General features: G+C 48.6%; 21 protein-coding genes. 15 read left to right on the top strand and 6 right to left on the bottom strand.

Annotated features, from left to right (window positions below; genetic code table 11):
- Nucleotides 1–151: 151 nt before the first annotated feature.
- Nucleotides 152–949: a hypothetical protein gene (locus tag DEU29_RS00710; protein WP_133538280.1), complete on the top strand. Its 798-nt coding sequence runs from the start codon at nucleotides 152–154 to the stop codon at nucleotides 947–949.
- A 34-nt stretch (nucleotides 950–983) separates the two neighbouring features.
- Nucleotides 984–1,838, top strand: a complete 855-nt coding sequence (locus DEU29_RS00705) for a hypothetical protein (protein ID WP_243734388.1) — start codon at nucleotides 984–986, stop codon at nucleotides 1,836–1,838.
- Here DEU29_RS00705 and DEU29_RS00700 read toward each other — a convergent pair.
- The gene (locus tag DEU29_RS00700; protein ID WP_133538279.1) at nucleotides 1,828–3,105 is read right to left on the bottom strand and encodes an acetyl-CoA hydrolase/transferase family protein; all 1,278 of its coding nucleotides are present in this window, start codon (nucleotides 3,103–3,105) and stop codon (nucleotides 1,828–1,830) included. The genes DEU29_RS00705 and DEU29_RS00700 overlap by 11 nt on opposite strands.
- A gap of 299 nt (nucleotides 3,106–3,404) precedes the next feature.
- On the opposite strand from DEU29_RS00700, the gene DEU29_RS00695 reads away from it, so the two are divergent.
- Entirely contained in the window at nucleotides 3,405–3,695 is a 291-nt protein-coding gene (locus tag DEU29_RS00695; protein WP_133538278.1) for a hypothetical protein, read from the top strand.
- Between the two features lie 3 nt (nucleotides 3,696–3,698).
- Here the strand turns inward: DEU29_RS00695 and DEU29_RS00690 are convergent, their stop codons facing one another.
- A complete protein-coding gene (locus DEU29_RS00690; protein WP_133538277.1) occupies nucleotides 3,699–4,085 on the bottom strand; it encodes a glutaredoxin family protein in 387 nt (128 codons plus the stop codon).
- A gap of 16 nt (nucleotides 4,086–4,101) precedes the next feature.
- On the opposite strand from DEU29_RS00690, the gene DEU29_RS00685 reads away from it, so the two are divergent.
- From DEU29_RS00685 to DEU29_RS00675, 3 genes are read left to right on the top strand one after another with little or no spacing between them, the layout of a single operon-like run.
- Nucleotides 4,102–4,530, top strand: coding sequence for a hypothetical protein (locus DEU29_RS00685; RefSeq protein WP_133538276.1), 429 nt, complete (start codon nucleotides 4,102–4,104; stop codon nucleotides 4,528–4,530).
- A gap of 49 nt (nucleotides 4,531–4,579) precedes the next feature.
- On the top strand, nucleotides 4,580–6,475 hold the full coding sequence (locus DEU29_RS00680) for a protein-disulfide reductase DsbD family protein (RefSeq protein ID WP_133538275.1): 1,896 nt from the start codon (nucleotides 4,580–4,582) through the stop codon (nucleotides 6,473–6,475).
- Nucleotides 6,476–6,488: 13 nt separating this feature from the next.
- A complete protein-coding gene (locus DEU29_RS00675; RefSeq protein ID WP_133538274.1) occupies nucleotides 6,489–7,199 on the top strand; it encodes a DsbA family protein in 711 nt (236 codons plus the stop codon).
- A gap of 210 nt (nucleotides 7,200–7,409) precedes the next feature.
- Here DEU29_RS00675 and DEU29_RS00670 read toward each other — a convergent pair whose 3' ends face one another.
- Entirely contained in the window at nucleotides 7,410–8,393 is a 984-nt protein-coding gene (locus DEU29_RS00670) for an LLM class flavin-dependent oxidoreductase (protein ID WP_133538273.1), read from the bottom strand.
- Nucleotides 8,394–8,471: 78 nt separating this feature from the next.
- Here DEU29_RS00670 and DEU29_RS00665 point away from each other — a divergent pair, with 78 nt between their 5' ends.
- On the top strand, nucleotides 8,472–9,695 hold the full coding sequence (locus tag DEU29_RS00665) for a permease (protein ID WP_133538272.1): 1,224 nt from the start codon (nucleotides 8,472–8,474) through the stop codon (nucleotides 9,693–9,695).
- Here DEU29_RS00665 and DEU29_RS00660 read toward each other — a convergent pair.
- The gene (locus DEU29_RS00660) at nucleotides 9,664–10,428 is read right to left on the bottom strand and encodes a CLCA_X family protein (RefSeq protein WP_133538271.1); all 765 of its coding nucleotides are present in this window, start codon (nucleotides 10,426–10,428) and stop codon (nucleotides 9,664–9,666) included. The two genes, DEU29_RS00665 and DEU29_RS00660, sit on opposite strands and share 32 nt — an antisense overlap.
- Nucleotides 10,429–10,457: 29 nt before the next feature.
- A complete protein-coding gene (gene asnA / locus DEU29_RS00655; protein WP_133538270.1) occupies nucleotides 10,458–11,438 on the bottom strand; it encodes an aspartate--ammonia ligase in 981 nt (326 codons plus the stop codon).
- A gap of 160 nt (nucleotides 11,439–11,598) precedes the next feature.
- Here asnA and asnC point away from each other — a divergent pair, with 160 nt between their 5' ends.
- The 6 genes from asnC (at nucleotide 11,599) to DEU29_RS00625 (ending at nucleotide 18,274) form a co-directional block, all read left to right on the top strand.
- Nucleotides 11,599–12,069 carry a transcriptional regulator AsnC gene (asnC, locus tag DEU29_RS00650; RefSeq protein ID WP_133538269.1) on the top strand — a complete coding sequence of 157 codons (471 nt, stop codon included), beginning with the start codon at nucleotides 11,599–11,601 and terminating at the stop codon, nucleotides 12,067–12,069.
- A 117-nt stretch (nucleotides 12,070–12,186) separates the two neighbouring features.
- Nucleotides 12,187–14,817, top strand: a complete 2,631-nt coding sequence (locus DEU29_RS00645) for a M14 family zinc carboxypeptidase (protein ID WP_133538268.1) — start codon at nucleotides 12,187–12,189, stop codon at nucleotides 14,815–14,817.
- Between the two features lie 128 nt (nucleotides 14,818–14,945).
- Nucleotides 14,946–15,116 carry a DUF1328 family protein gene (locus DEU29_RS00640; RefSeq protein ID WP_133538267.1) on the top strand — a complete coding sequence of 57 codons (171 nt, stop codon included), beginning with the start codon at nucleotides 14,946–14,948 and terminating at the stop codon, nucleotides 15,114–15,116.
- Between the two features lie 126 nt (nucleotides 15,117–15,242).
- Nucleotides 15,243–16,916, top strand: coding sequence for a carbon starvation CstA family protein (locus tag DEU29_RS00635; RefSeq protein ID WP_133538266.1), 1,674 nt, complete (start codon nucleotides 15,243–15,245; stop codon nucleotides 16,914–16,916).
- Nucleotides 16,917–16,940: 24 nt separating this feature from the next.
- Entirely contained in the window at nucleotides 16,941–17,213 is a 273-nt protein-coding gene (locus tag DEU29_RS00630) for a cory-CC-star protein (protein ID WP_133538265.1), read from the top strand.
- A 29-nt stretch (nucleotides 17,214–17,242) separates the two neighbouring features.
- Nucleotides 17,243–18,274 (top strand): ArsA family ATPase, encoded by a 1,032-nt coding sequence (locus DEU29_RS00625; RefSeq protein WP_133538264.1) that lies wholly within the window; start codon nucleotides 17,243–17,245, stop codon nucleotides 18,272–18,274.
- On the opposite strand, the gene DEU29_RS00620 is transcribed toward DEU29_RS00625, so the two are convergent.
- Nucleotides 18,226–18,993 carry a hypothetical protein gene (locus tag DEU29_RS00620; protein ID WP_133538263.1) on the bottom strand — a complete coding sequence of 256 codons (768 nt, stop codon included), beginning with the start codon at nucleotides 18,991–18,993 and terminating at the stop codon, nucleotides 18,226–18,228. The two genes, DEU29_RS00625 and DEU29_RS00620, sit on opposite strands and share 49 nt — an antisense overlap.
- 138 nt (nucleotides 18,994–19,131) lie before the next feature.
- Here DEU29_RS00620 and DEU29_RS00615 point away from each other — a divergent pair, with 138 nt between their 5' ends.
- Together DEU29_RS00615 and DEU29_RS00610 are read left to right on the top strand one after the other, a co-directional pair.
- Nucleotides 19,132–20,145 carry a zinc-binding alcohol dehydrogenase family protein gene (locus DEU29_RS00615; protein ID WP_133538262.1) on the top strand — a complete coding sequence of 338 codons (1,014 nt, stop codon included), beginning with the start codon at nucleotides 19,132–19,134 and terminating at the stop codon, nucleotides 20,143–20,145.
- Nucleotides 20,146–20,225: 80 nt separating this feature from the next.
- Complete coding sequence (locus DEU29_RS00610) at nucleotides 20,226–21,386, top strand: efflux RND transporter periplasmic adaptor subunit (RefSeq protein WP_133538261.1); 1,161 nt, start codon at nucleotides 20,226–20,228, stop codon at nucleotides 21,384–21,386.
- Nucleotides 21,387–21,398: the final 12 nt, after the last annotated feature.

Below are 21,398 nucleotides of genomic sequence, written 5' to 3'. Positions count from 1 at the left end.
TCTCTTGTATATCGTGTTAAATTTATCTAAAAAACGTATAGTGTATTGTTGTAGCAAAGTTAATGCGCACAACGCGACGTAACGGTGGATTCAATTGATAGTAGCACGGCTTGTCACTGTATTATTAATCCTTTTGGGGGCTGTATTACCCTTGGATACAGCCATTGCTCAGGATCCCGACATTCGTTTTGGTGTAAACGCCGCGCCGCCTTTTCATATTCCCGACTCGATGCAGCAAAAGCAGCAGATACCGGCCGGCTTCTGTGATGCACTAGTTGAAACCGTATCACAGCAACTACCCGACTACACAATCGAAGTTAGCCGGTTACCGCAGATACGTATTCGTCGCTTAATGAAGCGAGAACAGAACCTTTGCTTTCCCTGTTTAATAAAGCGCAGCTCGTATAATCCTGATTACTATTTTAGTGACACAGTTAATCTTTATCCCCCGCATGGAATTATCACGCGTAAATCAGTAGCCGAACAATTACGCCAACAGTTTGGTGAGCAAATTAGTTTTGCCGATATAGCCAGCCAAACCGAGCTACGTTTTGCTCAACCCAGTGGGCGTAAATACGGTGATATTCAGCCCATTTTAGAAGAGCACCTGATTGATACTGACAAATATCAGGACGTATTTGGTAACAATGCGACCTACAACCTATTGTCTATGATCGCGACAGATCGAGTTGATTACACAGTCGATTACCCGATGATGATAAAACTCTATCAACAACTCGGCGCGGTGAACACAGCAGAAAGCCAGTTAACCTTTATTCCGATTACCGAATACCAGCAAAAACCTATAATCGGTGCCATCGGTTGCGCCAGAACCCCCTGGGGTAAACAAGCTATCGACGCCATTAATTCTGTTTTGCCGAAAATTAAACAGAATAAAGAATTTAATCGCAGTCTCGATTTTTGGTTGGGCACGGATCGGCCCAAATAGCGCAATCACTGTGACGCGTTCACGGGAGGTGAAAATGAAAAGCTGTAAGATGCTCATGCTAATTGCTTTTTGGTCTGCTATTGCAATTGGTCAGGCCATGCAGCAAGTTCAGGCAGAAGATGACCCGGCAGATATTATTTGGGGAGTTAACACCTCACCACCGTTTCATATTTCACAGGGCGACTATCAGGGAGAAGGTATCTGCGACGTATTAGTCGATGTTATGAAACAAGAACTGTCCGAGCTACAGCAACAAATTCGTCAATTACCCGCGCGCCGTATCACCCTGTTAATGAAACGCGAACGCAATTTGTGCTTCCCCTGTCTAATCAAACGTTCCAGCTACAACGCCGAGTTTAACTATACCGATACCACACACAGCTATCCGCCGCATGGTATCGTTGCGCATGCCAACGCCGCTAAAAAAATTACTGATCGCTACGGTAACCCGGTTTCCTTTGAGGCTTTAGTGCAGGATAGTCGCTTTCGGTTTGCACAGCCTATAGAGCGTCGCTACGGCGAGCTGCAACCGTTGGTCGAAAAACATCTTATTGGCAAATCACATTACCGTATCGTAACCGGGGATAACGCCCACGTTAATTTAATGACCATGATGTTGAATCACCGTGTCGATTACACCGTTGATTACGAGATGATTAAACGATTTTATGAAGCCGACCAAGTCAATGAAACCGACGAACAGTTGGTGTTTTTACCGATAGCGGAATATCAGGGTAAGGTTATCGAAGGCGCCATTGGCTGCAGTAATAACGACTGGGGCAAACGCGCTGCTGAACACCTTAATAGTGCTGTTGAGCGGCTGCAGGCCAACGCTCGCTTTCAGCAAGCGCTGGACCAGTGGCTGGGTGAGCAACGGCCTAAACCGTAAGCCCCCAATCGTTGTATGCTTCGCGTGCAAGCTGTTCACGAAACTGTGGCGCAGCGATGTCGATTAGTGCGCGGGCGCGCTCAGTCATGCTTCTGGCACGTAAATTCGCGATGCCATGTTCGGTGACAATATAATGCACATGGGCGCGCGTCGTTACTACGCCGGCGCCGGGTGCCAGTAACGAACTGATACGGGAAACCGTTCCGCCACAGGCTGTCGATGGCAAGGCGATAACTGAACGGCCGCCCTCCGAAAGGCTTGCCCCGCGAACAAAGTCCATCTGCCCGCCCACACCAGAATAGATCTTGGTACCGATTGAATCAGCACAAACCTGACCACTTAAATCAACCTGCAGGGCGCTGTTAATCGACATAACCTGCTTATTTTGCCGAATCACCGAGGTATCGTTGGTGTACTCAACATCCAAAAAGAACACCTCTTGGTTATCGTCGACAAAATCGTACAGACGCTGCGATCCCATGGCAAAGGTTGTCACGATTCGGCCGCGATGCTTGCGCTTACGCGAGTTATTAATAACACCACTTTCTACCAGCGGTAATACTCCATCCGAGAACATCTCGGTGTGAATACCCAAGTCCTTATGGTTACCCAGGCAGCCTAATGTGGCATCGGGTATCGCCCCTATCCCCATTTGCAGACAATCACCATCGTCTATAAGGCTCGCCACCTGTTCGCCAATTTTTTTAGTGGTTTCATTTTGCGGCGGCTGCTGGTGCAAAGGTAACTCAGCTTCTTCGACAAAGTAACGATCAAAACGGCTTAACGGAACTAACGCGTCACCATGTGTACGTGGCATTTTGGGGTTAACCCAGGCAATCACTTTTTCAGCGACTTGCAGCGCTGCCCGCGTTGCTTCGACCGAAATTCCCAGGCTACAGTTACCATGCTTGTCTGGTGGTGAAACTTGAATAATCGCCGCGTTTAACGGTTGCTCCCCTGAGCGAAATAATTTCGGTATTTCGGACAGAAAAATCGGTACATAATCGGCTAAGCCGTCGTTGACCGCTTTGCGGGTAGACGCCCCAACAAAAAATGCACGTTGGCGCAAGTGGCCCTTTAAAGCGGGATCATTCAAGGGTTCGCTGTATTCTGTATGTAACTGCAATAAGGTTAAGTTCTGGCGCGAAACCGCAACGTTTTTCAATCCCTCAAGCAACTTATAAGGAGTCGCCGCCATTGACTGGCACCAAATGACATCATTGTCCTGTAGTATTTCCAGTGCTTGCTCTGCGCTGTTAACTTTCATCGATCATCCGTCTCTTGTTGACCATTAAAACTCCAGGCATTTTATCACAATGTCCCTAGCCCTGTTGTGGACATTAGGGGTACCTCTTTTAATTTTTGACAATTAATATGGACTGTTTCGCGGTGGCTGTAACGGCATTTAACAAATGTTTTAAGGGCAAACTTTAATCTGAATAAATTCAAAGAGATTGGCTTTTTTAACACAGTCTTTACAATTTAATAACGCAGTAATCCAAAATTCTTAACTACACTTATTAACAGGTAATTGACGTTGTTAATACTTTGTAAGGGGGTGTGGTTATGGACAATCATCAAACCAAACTTAATGGTAGTTCGCTGGGCTTTTTTCTAACCACCGGAGTGATGTATTTGGCGTTGGCGTTATTAGCCGTGTCGCCGGTTGCAGTGATTTGGATTGCCGCCGATTGGTTGCATGAAGTATTTCGCCAGTCCAACACCTTTTTCGGGCAAAATCCACGTTTGTACACAGTGCTGACCATTATTGCGGTATCTGCCGCGCTGACGTTGGTCGCAGATAAAATCTACCATCACATCAAAGCGCAGCAAAAGAGACAACTCGAACACATTTAATTGTTAGCCGAAACGTCGGGTGAGATAGGCGTTAATGTCACTGGATTCATACATCCACTCGACGCTGCCATCGTCTTGCGTAATTTTAAGGCAAGGCACTTTGACCCGGCCTCCTTCCTGCGCTAGTTCCTGCCGATATGCGTTATCATTTTGTGCATCGCGGGTCTCTATTGGTAACGAGAGACCTGCCATGTGTTTGCGTACTTTGATACAAAATGGGCAGGTTTTAAATTGATATAATGCTAGCTGCTGACATTCTTCCTCGACTTTTGCCTGTTGTTCAGACGACCGCTCAACACCTTTTGGCGTACTGAGCTTTTCGCCAATTAACATAAAAGGCGTTAAGATCAGACGAACCAATCTAAAAAAATAGCGAATCAAAATACGCATAAGACTTACCTCTTAAATGAAACGGCCGCAAGCTTACCACATGCTGATTTTTGTGATAAGTTTAGCGCCGATGAAAACACTCCCGACACCACAAAAATTACAGCACCTGCTCTTTACAGCGTTTGCCCTGATCGCTGTGTTTGTGCTGTGTTGGGGTCAGCAATTTTCGGTAACCCATTACTGTCCTGCTAAAACAGCCGTAGTCGCTGAAGCAGCGAGCTCTGGTGAATCAACAGCCAACGCGGAACATGACTGCGCGGCCTCCGAACAGCTATTAGCCTCATCGTCGGTTAATACCGACTTTGCCGACGTCGTACTTTATGCAGCTGCATTGCTTATTATTGCGGCACTGTTTTATTTGCACCATAGTCAACGCTATCGCGAGCAGGAGCCGCCGCGTCCGCATCCGCCCTACCATACCCTCTACTGTAGTTATCTGGAATAAATTCACCTCACTTAAAAACTTATCGTTTTAATTTTGTGAGGAAGTAAACATGAAACTAAGAACACTCGCTGTAACGGCGATGATGCTGCTATTAAGCAGTGCCTTTGCAATTGCTGCTGAGCCGCCCTCCAGCGGCTGGCTACAACAGCAAGAACATCCTGATGTTAAAGTACGTTTAGCGTTTACCGGTCAAATAAAGGACGGTAAAGCGCTGGCCACACTCGAGGTTCAGCTCGATAACGACTGGAAAACCTATTGGCGAGCGCCCGGCGAAGGTGGCGTAGCACCATCCTTTAATCACCAACAGCTGGAAAATATCGCTGCGGTCGAATGGTTATGGCCGTTGCCACAAACCTATTCGCTGCAAGGCCTTAACACCATTGGCTATCAAAACAATGTGGTGTTTCCGCTGTTGGTGGAACTTAACGAACAGGGAGCTTTTAACTGGCAAACCACGCTAACGTTATCGACCTGTACTACGGTCTGTGTATTAACCGAATATCAAATCAACTTAAGCGGTGACACGTCACAATGGGCAGTTGATAGCCAACGAGCCGAGCGTTTTCAAATTGCCCGTTCCAGGGTCCCTGTACAACGCAACACACCCATCGAGGCTGTATGGGATAACGACCGTCAGTTACTATCCGTAAGCTCAGTGCAGGGCATCGAGCAGATTTATTTTTATTCGGACGATGCTGACCTTAACGAGCTAACTTTTGCCAATACACGTACAGAAAGCGGCGAGGCTATTGTTGAAGTTGACCATTGGCTGGAAACACCTGATCTGTCAGGTTTAGAACAAGATCAGGTTATTGCTGCCGTCATTGTCGATGAAACCGGCGCTTTTCAAGCACCGCTTGGTATCACAGCAGGCGCAGTTAACAACCTCCCTACTACAGTGCACTCGCTTCCTGTCATTTTACTGTTCGCCCTGCTCGGCGGCTTAATACTGAATGTTATGCCCTGTGTGCTGCCAGTGCTGGGCATCAAACTCCGTAGCCTGATCCAAAGTCAGCAGCAAACCCATACCCGGACTAAGTTTTTAGCATCTGCGGCCGGTATTATCAGTACCTTTTTTGCCCTGGGCATTGTCGTCGCGGTAATGAAGCTAAGCGGTCAGTCGGTCGGCTGGGGTATGCAGTTCCAAAACCCCTGGTTTTTGGGCGCTCTGGTCTTAATTACCGCAGTATTCAGTGCCAACCTGTTGGGACTATTCGAAATCCGCATGCCGCAGGGAATGAGCCAAAAGTTGGCCGCGCAAAAAACCAGCGACAGTCACCGCGGCGACTTTTTGCAGGGCGTCATAGCCACCTTACTGGCAACGCCCTGCACAGCGCCTTTTTTAGGAACCGCCGTCGCATTTGCCATGGGTGCCGGCATTGTCGTGCAACTGACCTTGTTTGTTGCACTGGGCGTTGGCATGGCGCTGCCATGGCTATTGGTCGCCGCGAAACCTTCGTTAGTGCGTTTTTTACCCAAACCCGGACGCTGGTTAAATTGGATTAAGCCGGTTTTTGGCATCATGATGGGCTTAACGACACTCTGGTTGCTGAGTTTATTGATTATTCACCACCTGGCACCCGCTACCGCAGCACCGGATCCAGGCTGGCAAACCTTTGAACAAGAAAAAATAGCCGCCGCAGTCGATGATGACCAAGTCGTTTTCGTGGACGTGACAGCCGACTGGTGTCTTACCTGCAAAGCCAACAAGCGTGCGGTTATTGAACAAAACCCCGTAGCTACCCGCTTAGCCGAAGCGGATATGACGCTTCTGCAAGCCGACTGGACCACACCCAGCGATAACATTACTGATTACTTACGCCAGCATAACCGCTACGGCGTGCCTTTTAACATCGTCTACGGACCCGCTGCCCCTGAGGGCATTGCACTACCTGTAATTCTTACCGACAGCGCCGTTTTAGACGCTATCGAACAAGCCAAATAATACGAGGAAACCCATGAAACTATTAACCAAAACTCTAACAGCCAGCATCTTGTTTGCAGTGAGCATTGGTGCCTACGCACAACAAGATAAAATCGATGAGATCGAGGCGATGCTGCAACAAAACCCCGAAATTATTGAATCTGTTTACCAAAGCATCAAGCAGTATCAGCAACAACGCGCGTCTATGAACACAAGCATGTCGGCCATTTATAACAGCGACGATCATCCTGCGTTTGGCAACCTTGACGCCGCAAGCGATCAACAAATCGTCGTATTTACCGACTACAATTGTCCCTACTGCAAACGTCTCGAGCCCGTGCTGGAGCAGTTACTGGAAAACTATCCCGAACTCAAAGTGGTTAACGTGATTGTTCCCTTGCGCCAACAGCAATTAGAGGGTATCGACACCAATTCGGCGTTTTACGCCCAGCGCGTCTGGCAGGAACAGCCCGCTAAGTTTAAACAAGTGCACGACCTGTTAATGGCCAAAAACGGCATGCATAGCGCCAAGTCGCTGCGCCAAATTGCCAGCAAAACGAACACTGAGTCGCTCTTAGCGCCGAGTGATACAGTCGAAGCCAGTATCCGTAATAATTATAAAATGTTCAGCGATATCGGCCTGCGCGGCACGCCCGGCACCGTCGTTGGTACGGATATCATCCCCGGTCTGGTACCCTACGAGAATCTGTTAGAAGTCGTTAAAGCCAACTTAAAAGTGCGCTAGCTTCTGCTGAAAACCGAAAGGCGTGGCGGCGTCAGTGTAAAAGCTTTTGACGAAGCGGGAGGGGTCTCGCAGCGGAACCGCCACGAGCACATCCATGTGGGCTTGTTTCCGGCCATCCATGGCCTCCAACATTCCGCTGCGAGCCCCCTCCCACTCCGCCACACTTTTACACTCACACCGTCAAAAGCCTTCCGGTTTTCAGCTTCCCATTTAATTCTGACTCAAGCTTTCGGCGGCGATTTCTAAACTACGCAAGCGTTGCTGATGGTCGAACGCGTGGCAGGTCAGGATAATTTCGTCAATGCCGGTTTCGTCAATAAAGTGATTGAGCGTGTGCTGTACCTGTTCTTTGTTGCCCACCGCCGTATAGCTTAAGGCATGGTTAGCAGCGGCAATTTCATGCGGAGATGCAACCTGGTTTATATCCTCGACCGGTGCTTTAAGCGGTCCCGGCATGCCGCGTCTTAGTGACACAAATTGCTGTTGCATCGAGGTCATCATGTGCCGGGCGTCCGCTTCTTTATCCGCCGCGAATACGTTCATTGCGGCTGCTACGTAGGGTTTATCCAGATATCGTGATGGCTTAAAGTTATCACGGTAGGCGCGCAGCGCATGGTGCAGATAGTCTGGTGCAAAATGCGATGCAAAGGCATAAGGTAACCCCAGGTGCGCCGCTAACTGAGCACCAAAGGTACTGGAGCCCAGTAGCCAAACCGGTATGTTTTGTTTAAATCCCGGCACCGCTTTGATAGCATCACCATCACCTGCCTCAGCCAAATAACCCAGCAACTCCTGAACGTCATTCGGAAACTGCTCGGCGTCGTTCGGCTTTCGACGCAGTGCCCTTAACGTTGCACCGTCAGTACCCGGTGCTCTGCCCAAGCCCAGATCAACCCGCCCAGGATATAGCGCATCTAAGGTGCCAAATTGTTCAGCGACCACAAAGGGTGCGTGATTAGGCAACATGATACCGGCCGAGCCAACCCGAATCTTATCCGTTTTACCGGCAACATAGCCCAGCGCTACGGCTGTCGCTGCCGAGGCAATACCGGTCATATTGTGATGTTCTGCCATCCAAAATCTGTGGTAGCCCCATTTTTCAGCGTGTTTTGCCAGATCAGCAGAATTGCGCAAGGCCTCGCCCGCTGAGCCCGCTTCAGTAATAGGGGCAAGGTCTAGTAATGAATACCGCATGAGCAAAAGTAACCTAAAATTCCATTTGAGTCGTATGTAATAAGGTGAGGTTATTTTTCGCGGTTTCAAGGAGCAAACATGGAACAGTTTCTGGCAACCTGGGGCGAGGCTGCCTATACCAGTGTCGGCTTTTTCTGGATGGCATTGTGGGCCTTTATTCTGGGTTACCTTATCAGCAGTTTGATTCAGGTATTAATTACAAAACAACGTATGCGCAAATCGATGGGCGCTAATAATCTAAAGTCGGTCTCGCTGGGTTCCTTTTTTGGCTTTATCTCCAGCTCCTGCAGTTTCGCTGCCTTGTCCACCACCCGTGCGTTGTTTAACAAGGGGGCTGCGTTCAGCGCATCAATTGCTTTTCTGCTGGCATCCACTAACCTGGTCATCGAACTAGGTTTTGTTATCGCGATATTTCTGGGCTGGCAATTTGTTATTGGTGAATATGTCGGTGGTATTATACTGATCCTTTTTGCCTGGCTTTTTATTACCCTGACTAATCCCCGTAAACTCATTCAACAGGCACGTGAAAAAGACTCTTCAGACGATCAGGACGATAGCGGTGGTGCTCTCTCAGACTTACTAAAACTGCATACGTGGCATCAAGTTTCGATGAAGTTTGTGATGGAATGGCAAATGGTGTGGAAGGATGTCCTGATTGGCTTTACCGTTGCAGGTATCATCTCTGCGTTTGTTCCCAGCGCATTTTTTGAGTGGCTGTTTCTTGGCGTTGGCTCAGAGCAGGAGCTCGGTTTTTGGGCGGTATTACAACAGGCGGTTGTTGGCCCTATAGCCGCTTTTTTCACCTTTATCGGATCGATGGGCAACATTCCCCTTGCAGCTGTTCTGTTTGGTGAAGGTGTTGCGTTTGCCGGCGTGATGGCGTTTATTTTTTCTGATTTAGTGGTGTTGCCTGTCTTGCGAATTAATGCGCGTTATTACGGTTGGAAGATGTCGCTGTATATCGCCTTGATGTTGTTCGTTTCATTAGTCGCAGCCTCTTTAGTAATGCATTACGGTTTATTAAGCTTTGACGCATTGCCAACTGCAGAAAACTGGAATGCTCCGACTGACAGAGCGCACTTTGAACTAAATTATGGCTTTGTGCTGAACATCATATTCCTCAGCTTCGCGGCGCTTTTAGTTAAACTCTTTGTCGACCACAAAACCGGGCATGACCACGGTCATCACCATCACCACAATCATGGCAGCGGTAAAACACTCAGCGATAAGGTGATGCTGACACTTAGTACAGTCAGTGTGGCATGGCTGGTTATTGGTTTAGGGCTTTACCTAGCCGGTTAAAGTAATCAAACCAACATTCAGCAACGCTGTTCTGCAAGTCTATCGGCGGGTACAATCCCGCCTGTGCCGTATCGGTTTGCATGGTGCCTGCCACAAGAAAGTGATTCTTTAGTGACTGGCGCTGTAAAATTGCCTCAAAGCAGCGTGCTGACACTTCCTCCGGCATAGCAAAATATTGGGTGTTCAAGCGTTTATCGTAATTAATACAGTGGCGCATAAATGTCCCCGGCTGGCTACCATCGGCTGACAAAAACAAGCGCTTAAATGCCAGTGCCAGACAATGGTTGAGGGGATGTTCAATAAGTGCGTCACTGGTTAGCCAATGGCGTGACGCAAATCGCATGGCCGGCGGTTCATCCGCAAACATTTTTGAGCATACATAATGATCAAACGCATGAAACCACTCATGCGCCAAACTGCCGCCACCAGCATTTTTGGCCAATGCTAAGACACGACCTGCCGGCTGATAATGCGCACTCGCCCCCGGGCGGCCGCCAATACCATAGTGCAAGGCTAAGGTACCGCGTAACGACAGCACCTCACCCGGCACTTGCAGTAAATGTTGTAGGTCGCACAGCGCATCAAAAAATAAGTTAGCCGCCCGCTGTTGTTCGGCTTTGGTTACCCAACGACCAATACGGACTGAGTAAAAACCAAACAACTGCACAATATCGGCAAAGCTAACATCGGCACCAGCGCGGTGGTTGGCGCCGTTTCTGTAGTATTCTCGCATCGCATTATTGTACGCACCGCTTAGTTTCGCTACAACGCGTGTTTTACTTTTTCCGGCCACACGCCACACTGCGCCTGGGCAATATGATCAAGTTGCAATAGTTGCATCACTACGCGTGATTGCCCGATGCCACCACCGATGGTCAGCGGCAATTGCCCGGTCAGTAATGCCTGATGCCACGGGAGTTCAGCTCGATGCTGCTGACAGCTTAATTCGAGTTGTTGCAATAGTGCAGTGCTATCTACGCGGATGCCCATTGACGACAATTCTAATGCATCCTTTAAGCCATCGTGCCAAACCAGCAAGTCACCATTTAAACCGGTAAACCCTTCTTCTGACAATGTACTCCAGTCATCGTAGTCCGGCGCCCGGACATCATGCGGTTGACCTTCCTTCAGCTGACCACCAATACCCATAATAAACACGCTACCATGCTGACGGGTTATTTTTCGTTCGCGCTGCTTAGGCGAAAGCTCAGGAAATTGCTGCGCCAATGCCTCACTATCAATAAAATAAACCTGTTCGGCTAATGGTGTTCGCCCGCCCTGCTCTGCTAAGCTGGCTTCGGTAGCCAGCAATGCAGCGTATATCTGACGAACGGTCTGCTTTAAAAACGCGACACTACGTTGAGTTTCGTCGATGACTTTTTCCCAATCCCATTGGTCAACATAGACGGAGTGCTTCGCACTCAGACTATCCTCATCCGGGCGCAGCGCGCGCATGTCTGTCAGAATACCTTCGCCGGGTTCAAAACCGTAGCGTGCGAGAGTGTGGCGCTTCCATTTTGCCAATGAATGCACCACTTCAAAGCGCTTATCCGGAATCGCTTTTACCGAGACTGATACAGCCTGCTCGTGGCCAGCCAAATCGTCCTGAATCCCGGTGCCTGTCTCACTCAGAATCGGCGCCTGTACCGGGACCAACTGCAAGTGTTGACAAAGTTGCTGACTGAAAGTTGTTTTGACCTGTTGGATTTGTAGCTGGTGTTTTATGTATGTCGTTTTCGTCATGGTTCGCCTCGTCATTAATCGTAATTCATCGTTTAGACTTATCGTGTGATCATTTTTCGCATAATCGCGAGAATCATTAAATACCATTTAATAAAAAAGCCTTTACATGATTAATAAAATAAAATTAAATTAACTAAAACCAACAAATCGTTAAAAAACCATGAAAAATACCAGCGGGAATTATCAAATCGACAGTTTAGATCGTTCCATCCTTAATACGCTGATTAACGATGCGCGCACAGCCTATAGCGAAATTGCAAAAAAACTGCGCGTAAGTCCGGCTACGATTCATGTGCGGGTCGAGAAAATGCGCAAAGCCGGGATTATTGCCAGTACTGAGCTTAAGGTTAATGCGAAGCAACTGGGCTACGATGTCTGTTGCTTTATTGGTATTACGCTGCGGCATGCAGGTGACTATCCTAAAGCAATTGCCAAGCTAGAAGCGTTAGAAGAGGTTATTGAAGCCTACTACACAACCGGACCCTACAATGTTTTTATAAAAATCATGACACCATCGATCAATGACTTGCAGCATGTGTTAATTAATCGAATTCAGTCGATAGACGAAGTTCAGTCAACCGAAACACTGATATCACTGCAACAACCGATTCAGCGTCAAATCCAGCCATAAAACAACGATTAGTACGCGTTCCCCATCGCAAACCAGCCGCAGAATACCGAAAAGTACTTACCACCGGCTGGGTTTTTGCTATGGTAATGAGCAAACTACAACAAGGGGAACTCACTTATGCTACGTAAGTTTATTCGTGGTCTAAGCGCAGTTGCGGTAGTCAGTATTGCACTACCCTCAATGGCTGCAACCAAAGATCTATCCTATTATCTGCCGTCCGATGTTAGCTACGATCCATCCATCACCAAACCCTCTGAAATTCTGGGTCATGAGGTTGGTGAATGGCACGCACGTCACGATTTGATCGTTCGCTATATGGAAGTGCTGGCGGAAGAATCTGACCGGATTACGTTTGAGGTAACCGGACGTACGCATGAACAACGCCCATTGGTACTGTTGACAGTAACCTCACCCGAGAACCATCAAAACATCGACGATGTAAGACAACGTCATCTGGCAGCAGCCGATCCAAAACGTGACGCCGACCCGGATAATACCCCATTAGTCATGTATATGGGCTACAGTATTCATGGCGACGAGTCCAGTGGCAGTAACGCCGCCTTAGTTTTCGCGTATTATCTTGCCGCCGCTCAGGGCGATGCCGTTGAGCAGGTCCTGCAAGACTCCGTGATCCTGCTTGACCCGTCTTTTAACCCTGATGGACTGGCGCGCTTTGCGCAATGGGCCAACCAGCATCGCGGCCAAAACCTGGTAGCTGATCCGGACCATCGCGAACATGTGCAACCCTTTGTTCGTGGCCGCGTCAATCATTATTGGTTTGATATGAACCGTGACTGGTTGCTACTGCAACACCCTGAGTCACGTGCACGTGTTGCTAATTTCCAAAAATGGAAGCCAAACGTGTTAACTGACTTTCACGAAATGGGCACTAATAGCACGTTTTTCTTTCAGCCCGGCATTCCATCACGTAAAAACCCGATTACCCCGGATGAAAATGTTCGCTTGACCGAGATCCTGGCTGCTGAGCACGCGGACTCTCTGGATGAGTTTGGTAATCTGTATTACACCGAAGAATCCTTCGATGACTTCTATTACGGCAAAGGTTCGACTTATCCGGACGTGCAAGGCGCGGTGGGTATCCTGTTTGAACAAGCCTCAAGCCGCGGTCATTTGCAGGACTCTATTAACGGTGAGGTAGAGTTTCCATTTACCATCCGTAATCAGTTTATTACGTCGTTAAGCACCATTTATGGCGCGCACAAAAACAAAGCCCGTTTTATTGAGTTTCAGGAAAACACCTACGACCGTTGGATGGAGATGGGTGATGACGCCAACTTTGATGGCTACCTGATTGGTGACGGCAGCGATGCCAATCGCCTGCAGGGCTTAGTTGATATTCTTAAGCAGCATGGTGTCGAGGCGTACCGGGTAGAAAAAACCATTGAGACTGATGGCAAGCGTTATGAAGCTGGCCGCAGTTACTTTGTACCTGCCGAGCAACCACAGTTTGGCTTAATCCAGGGGATGTTTAGTACCCGTAAGTCGTTCCCGGACAATACCTTCTATGATGTTTCCGGCTGGACGCTACCGATGGCCTTTAACCTGGACTTTTCGCAATACCGCGGTCGTATCAGCCTGGCTGACAACGCCTGGGATGAACCTCAACGAGCTAGTTATCCGTTAGCCGCCGATGCCTATGCATACGCGTTTGACTGGAATGACTATCTTGCCCCGGGTTTACTGCAGGAACTGTTAGAAAATGACATCCATGCCCGCCAGAGTTACAAACCGCTGACGGTGGAAACACCTGACGGTGTGAAAAAACTCAGCGCCGGCTCAATTGTGGTAACGCGCGCTTATCAACAGCATGACTGGGCTGATGTACAAAAGGTACTGGATCAAGCTGCTTCGGAGCGTGAAATCGCGGTCGTATCTGTTGAAAGCGGTTTAACGCCCGAGGGCATTGACCTGGGTAGCCGTAACATTAACCCGGTTGAAGAGCCATCTGTGATGATGTTGACCGGTGACGGTGTAAACCTGTACGAGGCCGGCGAGGCTTGGTATTACTTTGACCGTCATGTAGGTGTGCCATTGTCTATGGTCGATACTGATCGTTTGTCGCGTGTTGACCTGACTAAATACAGTCATATTGTACTGGTGGACGGGAGCTATTACACGCTCGGTGAGCAAGAGCAACAGAAGCTGTCGCAATGGGTTAACAATGGCGGTGTGATTATCGGCCAACAAGGCGGTGCGGAATGGCTCGCTAAAAATGAGTTGTTACGCGCGCAATGGGTGGCGGACGAGGTATTCGAGAAAGCCTTCGACAGCAGCGGCTTAAGCTATGCCGAGCGTGACGGCTTTTATGCTAAGCGTCGCGTAGCGGGTGCAATATTCAACATGCAGGTTGATACCTCTCACCCGTTATTGTTTGGCTTCCCGCGCGAAAATATGCCGGTATTTAAAGACGAATTAAATGCTATGGAAGTGCCGGAAAGCCCGTTTATCAGTGTTGCCAGCTACGATCAGGAGCAACCCTTATTAAGCGGCTATGCCGACGAACGTAATCGCGATGTGCTGAAAGGCAAATCAAACATCGTTGCACACCGTTTAGGTAGTGGTCGTGTCATAGGCTTTGCGGATAATGTTAACTTCCGTGCTTTCTTCTGGGGAACGGCTAAATTACTGAGTAATGCCGTCTATCTGGCCCCTGCGATAGAAGCTTATGCCAAACCGATTGAAGACAAAAAAGCCGCAGATGCTGCGGCGGCAGAAGCAGCGCACTAAGCAATACTTCACCGCGCAACCAAAACCGCTATAGCTCGCGCTATAGTGGTTTTTTTATGCTTAGTTGATCTTTTCTGAATTTGTCTACTATTGTTATATGGAACAACAAAAAAATAGGGAGATTCAGTATGTTACGTTGGGTACTTATTTTTCTGGTGGTTGCAGTTATTGCCGCGGTGTTAGGCTTTGGCGGTATCGCCGGCGCGGCAGCAGAGATTGCAAAAATTATTTTCTTTATCTTTATTATTCTGTTTGCCATCTCGCTAATTGGCAGTCTGTTAAGGCGTGGTAAAAAATAACAAACAGTCTATTAGACCTTGGTCTGATGCCCAGCGTTATTGAGTATGCGTTACAATAATTGGGCTAGATCAAGGTTTTTTTACTGTTTATAACAAATTGTCTGTATAACTTAAGAGGCACTGTCCATGAATGCGATCATTGTGATGCTTCTGGGTCTGGGCGCGATGTTCCTCGGTTATGTGTTCTACTCAAAATTCATTGCCGAGAAAATCTACAAGCTTGATCCAAACTTCAAAACACCTGCGCACGAATTCGAAGACGGCGTAGATTTCGTTCCCACCAATAAATATGTTCTTTGGGGTCACCACTTCACTTCAGTTGCCGGCGCGGCGCCTATCATTGGTCCCGCAATTGCCGTTATCTGGGGTTGGGTACCTGCGTTTTTATGGGTGGTATTCGGTACAATCTTTTTTGCCGGCGTACACGATGCCGGTGCTATCTGGGCATCAAACCGCAATAAAGCGAAGTCCATGGGTAGCTTGACCGGTGACGTAGTCAGTAAACGCGCGCAAACGTTGTTTATGATCGTTATTTTTCTGGTGCTGTTGATGGTTAATGCAGTATTTGCAACAGCCATTGCAGGGCTGCTGATTAATTTCCCAAGCGCAGTGATCCCGGTCTGGGGCGCCATATTTGTGGCGTTGATTATTGGTCAGATAATCTTCCGCAAATGGATGGGCCTGGGCGCAGTATCGGTGCTGGGTGTTGTTGCCCTTTACGTGCTAATTTGGGTAGGCCCTAACATGCCACTGCAACTACCCGACATGGCAATGGGTTTATCTGACAATGCCCAGTGGATCCTAATCCTGTTTGGTTACGCGGCTATCGCTTCATTACTGCCGGTTTGGGTATTGCTACAGCCGCGTGACTACATCAACGGCTTACAATTGTTTATTGGTCTGATTTTGCTTTACGGTGCGGTGTTATTACTGGGGCCGGATATGACTGCTCCTGCCTTTAACAGCAATACGCCGGAAGGCACACCGTCAATGCTACCGTTATTGTTCGTTACCATTGCGTGTGGTGCTATTTCCGGGTTCCACGGCTTAGTCGCATCAGGTACTACCTCTAAACAGCTGGACAAAGAAACTGACTTACGCTTCGTGGGTTACTTTGGTGCCATTGGCGAAGGTTCATTGTCGCTGGCAACAATCATCGCAGCCTGTGCCGGTTTTGCTACCCTGGCGGACTGGGAAGCGGTCTACAGTTCGTTCGGCCAGGGCGGTGTATCTGCTTTCGTTGAAGGTGGTGCTAATATTATCAGCCAGGGTATTGGTTTGGATGTTGGTATCTCAGAAACCTTATTAACGGTAATGGCTGTATTATTCGCCGGAACCACCATGGATACAGGTCTCCGTCTGCAACGCTATATTTTCCAGGAATGGGGTAATATTTACGATATATCCTTTATTCAGAAGCCCGCGGTTGCAACCTTGTTAGCTGTCGGTAGCTGTCTATTATTGGCCTTTGGTGCTGGTGGTGCAGATGGTTCAGGCGGCTTACAAATTTGGCCGCTGTTCGGTACCACTAACCAGCTGTTAGCAGGCCTGACATTAATGGTTATTACGGTAATGCTGGTACGTTTGGGGCGCCCAATGTACGTTACTCTGTTACCACTAATTTTCTTGCTGATCATGACGGTTTTTGCACTGGTTATTCAGCTGCAAGGCTTTTATGAGCAAGAGAAGTATTTCTTATTCTTCTTGGATATCGTGGTACTTATCGCCGCTATCTGGATTATTCTGGAAGCGACCGCTACGCTATCTAAAGTCAGTAAAGAAAATAAAGCCGCTGGTTAGGCTTAAAATATGAGGAGCCGTAACATGAACATTCATTCGATTCGACATTGGTTTGGTCGTGCAAGCGAATTGATGAATGAGTTTTACAATGCGCCCTATCGCTCTGCGATTGCACGAGCTAAGCGCGATGAGGATGACTTGTTCATGTTACTGGTGTTCTCCGAAATGATGGGCGTGCCGAATCCGGCCGCTTACTACACGCTCGAATTACAACCCCTGATGTTGGAACGCTTTCACGAATGGCATCAACGTATGGGCATGGAACATTCCCCGCTTGATCACTTCCGCTGCTGCTAATGCAGTAGGCAAACTAACGGACATCAGCAATGACACAACCTCTTGATCGAAAAGTGCTGCTTGTCGGCGGCAAGGGTGGTGTTGGCAAAACCACCGTATCATCTGCATTAGCTATTTTAGCTGCGCGCCAGGGCAAACGTGTGCTGATCGTGTCGACTGACCCTGCGCACAGCTTGGCCGATGCGTTTGGTACTAACATTGGCGATAACATAACGACGATAAAAGACGGTGTTGATGCACTGGAAATCGACCCCGATAAAGAAGTAAAAACGCATATTCAACGCGTAACTCAGCAAATGAAGCGGTTTACAAAGCCGGAGTTATTTCCCGAAATTGAACGGCAAATGCGACTGTCTCAGCAATCGCCGGGGGCGCAGGAAGCCGCCTTGCTGGAGCGGATTTGCCAGATCATTGAACAGGCTGAACGGGACTATGACTTACTGATTTTTGACACCGCGCCAACCGGTCATACCTTACGTTTGCTGACGTTGCCTGAAGCAATGGCAGCCTGGACCCAGGGTATGTTACGTTCGCAACACCGCTCGGAGGAATTTGAGGGGGTATTAAAACACCTTGCCCCTAAAGCCGGTAAAGATGTTGCTAACCCAATGGCGAATCCTGATGAGCATGCCACTGAAGGAATGACCGATCGCACTAAAGCTATAACCGAGCAATTATTAGAGCGTCAGCGGCTATTCCAACGCACGCGACGGCTGTTGCAAGACCCGGATTACACCGGCATCTTGTTTGTTTTGACGCCGGAACGCCTGCCCATACAGGAAACCGAGCGTGCATTAGAGGCTCTCGCCAAAGAGAAGTTACCCATTGCCGGGGTCATTATTAACCGCATTTTACCCGACGATGCTGACGGTGAATTTTTGGCTAAACGGCGGGTTCAACAGCAAAGCTATCTTGAGGAAATAGACCAGCGCTTTAAGCACTGGCCTAATCATCGATTACCCTTACTTACTGAGGATCCGCAGGGCCTGGAAGCGCTCGAGTCGTTTGCTGCTCAGTTGGCGCTGACGCGACTTACTGATGCGGTATCCAATACCGAATAATCGGTATATTCGCGAATGGTGTGGTTGCTAAAATCCTTAAAATAAAGGTAGCTGCCCGCCATTTTCTCTTCTGTCTGTTTGGGCACATAAAAAGTTGTACCCTTGTCAGTGATGGGCATTAGCTCAATCTGCATTTCGAAGTTTTCCAGGGTCACAGACATCGCCGGCGAAAAAGACTCCTTAAGTGTGATACTCAGCCCTGCGGGCGAGTGGCTATTCGGACTTAAATAAAGATTACCCTGTAACTTATCGTCATGCTCGCTGAACTTATCTAGATACGGCGTAAACGTATAAGCCAGCACCTGCTGTTGCCGCCACTCTTGCTCGCCCACATAAACCAGTGTATCTGCCTGGATCATATCGCTCAGTGACAACTTGATACTTTGCTGATCCTGATCCTCGGTATCCTGTGTTTGTTGCCCGGACTGCCACTCGTCATACTTCATCTGCTGATATTCAGTTAACCGTTGCGCGCTTGGTTTCTCATCATTTTCTGACAGAAGCGTCCAGCCATGACTGTCCGGCAAAGGCCGATAGCGTTCACGCATGGTACGCTCGCCAAAGTCGGAATGACGCTGGTAAGCAAATTCAACCGCACTTTGCCTTTTGAGCTTTTGAATGGCTGACTTCGCTTTGTCGACCTGCGCATCAGAAGCCATAACAGAGGCCGCGCTTAGTAATAATCCGGCACTGATAACCGTAGCAACTTTTAGATTCATTAACTTATCTCTATTTTTTATGGTTTGGTTTTTTATCATTAATCGATCGAAAACCTGTCATTTCACCGTATTATAAACGTTTATACATTTGTTTCTTGGTTTTTACCCACGCTTACGTTAATCACAGGAGTAGACACAATGAAAGCCGTTGCATACCAGCAATCTCTTCGCATCGATCAGCCTGAGGCCTTGCTTGATGTTGAGCTCGAAGCTCCCGAGCCATCAGACAATGACTTGCTGGTAAAAGTTTCTGCGGTTGCAGTTAATCCGGTAGATACCAAGGTGCGCCAGCGCGCCGCCCCCGAGCATGGGTACAAAGTATTGGGTTGGGACGCCGTCGGCGAGGTTATCGATATGGGTAAAAATGTAACCGGCTTCCAGCCCGGCGATCGTGTCTGGTACGCAGGCGATGTCACTCGCCCCGGCTGCAACGCTCAGCAACATGTAGTTGACTACCGAATAGCCGCGCACGCGCCAACATCGCTGGATGATGGCCAGGCGGCTGCCATGCCGTTAACCAGTATCACTGCGTTTGAGCTGCTGTTCGACCGTTTACAACTTGACCAGCACAGTAATGAACGAACGCTGCTAATCATTGGCGCTGCCGGTGGTGTGGGTTCGGTTATGGTGCAATTAGCCAAACAATTAACTTCGGCACGTGTTATTGCCACCGCATCCCGACCCGAGTCAAAACAGTGGGTAACAGCACTCGGTGCCGATTTGGTTATCGACCATAGCGCCCCACTCGCTGCACAACTTAGCGAAGAAGATACAGTAACCGATGTCGCACTACTAACCCACAGCGACCAATATTTTGATGACGTGATTGAGCTAATCAAGCCGCAGGGACGCATTGGCATTATTGATGACCCGGCCTCACCATTGGATATAACGCGGCTAAAACAAAAGAGCCTGAGTTTGCACTGGGAGTTCATGTTTACCCGCGCCATGTTTGAGACCGATGATATTAAGGCTCAGGGGCGTCTGCTGAGCCAAATTTCTGCGTTAGTCGACAACGGCCAGTTACGCTCAACCTTAGGTAAAAATATGGGTGAGCTAAACGCAGCAAATTTAATTAGAGCACACGCTGAAGTGGAATCAGGTAAAACGATTGGCAAAATCGCCTTAACAGTATCGCAAGAACCAATCTGAACCACATTTAAATTTTACAAACATACAGTCATGTATGTATAATCATATTTAATTAGCAGAGAATCAACTAGAGGTAATGGATGAACAAACGACAAAAGCTCGTACCCCTTGTTGTCGCCGGTCTATTTGCGACGGCTACATTGACTGCGTGCAGTGATGATAGCGCAGCACAGGCTCAGCAGGGTCAACAACGCCCAGCCCCAGCCGTGGAAATTATTACAGTGCAACCACAGGCGGTGGAGGTTTCAACCCAGTTACCGGGGCGTACATCGGCTTATCGGGTCGCGCAAGTCCGTCCCCAGGTCAGCGGTGTGCTACTGGAACGCAAATTTGAAGAAGGTACGTACGTCGAGCGCGGCCAGCAACTTTACCAAATTGACCCCGCGGTCTATGAGGCCGAAGTAGCCAGTGCGCGTGCCGAAGTAGAACGGGCAAAAGCTGTTATGCGTAGCTCTGAACTTCGCTACAAACGCTTTGAAGAGCTGCTGCAGGAAAATGCGGTGAGCCAGGACGAGTTTGATACTGCTGAGGCTACTTTCTTCGAAAACAAAGCGGCAGTTGCACTGGCGGAAGCGCAACTGAAAAGCGCGGAAATTAACCTTGAATACACTAACGTTAATGCCCCTATTAGCGGTATTGTCGGCCGTTCAAACTTTACCGAAGGTGCTTTAGTGACGGCCTCACAGCCTGACCCTTTGGTTACAATCAATCAACTTGATCCGATATATGTGGACATTAGCCAGTCAAGCAAAGCTTTTTTGCAACTAAAAGCTGATATTGAATCCGGCCGTATCCAAGCAAACCCTAATGGTAATGCGCCGGTTCGTTTGAACCTCAACGGTCTGGATTACGACCAAGAAGGCGAACTGTTGTTCTCTGAAGTTACCGTCGACGAAGATACCGGCGCTATTCTGCTGCGCGCTAAATTCCCTAATCCGGACAATCAATTGTACCCAGGTATGTTCGTGCGCGCTGCTGTCAGCGAAGGCACGCTCAATCAGGCACTGTTAATTCCGCAGCAGGCAGTTACACGTAACTCGCGTGGTCTTCCTTATGTGATGGTTGTGGCTGAGGGTAACAAAGTTGAACAACGTATGATTGAAACTGAGCGAGCCATCGGCAATGACTGGCTGGTCAGCAGTGGTATCAAGGCAGGTACAAAAGTTATCACTTCAGGCTTGCAGAATATTCAGCCCGGTGCTCAGGTCCGTATTGATAACTCAAGCACAGAACAGCAGTAAGGGAGTTCTGAC

Source organism: Idiomarina aquatica, assembly GCF_004362895.1.
Classification (GTDB): Bacteria; Pseudomonadota; Gammaproteobacteria; order Enterobacterales; family Alteromonadaceae; genus Idiomarina.
The sequence above is the reverse complement of the archived record's forward strand: the minus strand, read 5'-3'. Positions and strand labels throughout refer to the sequence as shown.

Excerpts from the sequence above, each read along its gene's own strand:
- DEU29_RS00695 (WP_133538278.1), top strand. The coding sequence starts at position 3,405 with ATGGACAATCATCAAACCAAACTTAATGGTAGTTCGCTGGGCTTTTTT.
- DEU29_RS00635 (WP_133538266.1), top strand. The coding sequence starts at position 15,243 with ATGAATGCGATCATTGTGATGCTTCTGGGTCTGGGCGCGATGTTCCTC.
- DEU29_RS00625 (WP_133538264.1), top strand. The coding sequence starts at position 17,243 with ATGACACAACCTCTTGATCGAAAAGTGCTGCTTGTCGGCGGCAAGGGT.
- DEU29_RS00640 (WP_133538267.1), top strand. The coding sequence starts at position 14,946 with ATGTTACGTTGGGTACTTATTTTTCTGGTGGTTGCAGTTATTGCCGCG.
- DEU29_RS00615 (WP_133538262.1), top strand. The coding sequence starts at position 19,132 with ATGAAAGCCGTTGCATACCAGCAATCTCTTCGCATCGATCAGCCTGAG.
- asnC (WP_133538269.1), top strand. The coding sequence starts at position 11,599 with ATGAAAAATACCAGCGGGAATTATCAAATCGACAGTTTAGATCGTTCC.
- DEU29_RS00670 (WP_133538273.1), bottom strand. The coding sequence starts at position 8,393 with ATGCGGTATTCATTACTAGACCTTGCCCCTATTACTGAAGCGGGCTCA.
- DEU29_RS00690 (WP_133538277.1), bottom strand. The coding sequence starts at position 4,085 with ATGCGTATTTTGATTCGCTATTTTTTTAGATTGGTTCGTCTGATCTTA.
- DEU29_RS00675 (WP_133538274.1), top strand. The coding sequence starts at position 6,489 with ATGAAACTATTAACCAAAACTCTAACAGCCAGCATCTTGTTTGCAGTG.
- DEU29_RS00685 (WP_133538276.1), top strand. The coding sequence starts at position 4,102 with ATGAAACGGCCGCAAGCTTACCACATGCTGATTTTTGTGATAAGTTTA.
- DEU29_RS00705 (WP_243734388.1), top strand. The coding sequence starts at position 984 with ATGAAAAGCTGTAAGATGCTCATGCTAATTGCTTTTTGGTCTGCTATT.
- asnA (WP_133538270.1), bottom strand. The coding sequence starts at position 11,438 with ATGACGAAAACGACATACATAAAACACCAGCTACAAATCCAACAGGTC.
- DEU29_RS00660 (WP_133538271.1), bottom strand. The coding sequence starts at position 10,428 with ATGCGAGAATACTACAGAAACGGCGCCAACCACCGCGCTGGTGCCGAT.
- DEU29_RS00665 (WP_133538272.1), top strand. The coding sequence starts at position 8,472 with ATGGAACAGTTTCTGGCAACCTGGGGCGAGGCTGCCTATACCAGTGTC.
- DEU29_RS00680 (WP_133538275.1), top strand. The coding sequence starts at position 4,580 with ATGAAACTAAGAACACTCGCTGTAACGGCGATGATGCTGCTATTAAGC.
- DEU29_RS00620 (WP_133538263.1), bottom strand. The coding sequence starts at position 18,993 with ATGAATCTAAAAGTTGCTACGGTTATCAGTGCCGGATTATTACTAAGC.
- DEU29_RS00610 (WP_133538261.1), top strand. The coding sequence starts at position 20,226 with ATGAACAAACGACAAAAGCTCGTACCCCTTGTTGTCGCCGGTCTATTT.
- DEU29_RS00700 (WP_133538279.1), bottom strand. The coding sequence starts at position 3,105 with ATGAAAGTTAACAGCGCAGAGCAAGCACTGGAAATACTACAGGACAAT.
- DEU29_RS00645 (WP_133538268.1), top strand. The coding sequence starts at position 12,187 with ATGCTACGTAAGTTTATTCGTGGTCTAAGCGCAGTTGCGGTAGTCAGT.
- DEU29_RS00630 (WP_133538265.1), top strand. The coding sequence starts at position 16,941 with ATGAACATTCATTCGATTCGACATTGGTTTGGTCGTGCAAGCGAATTG.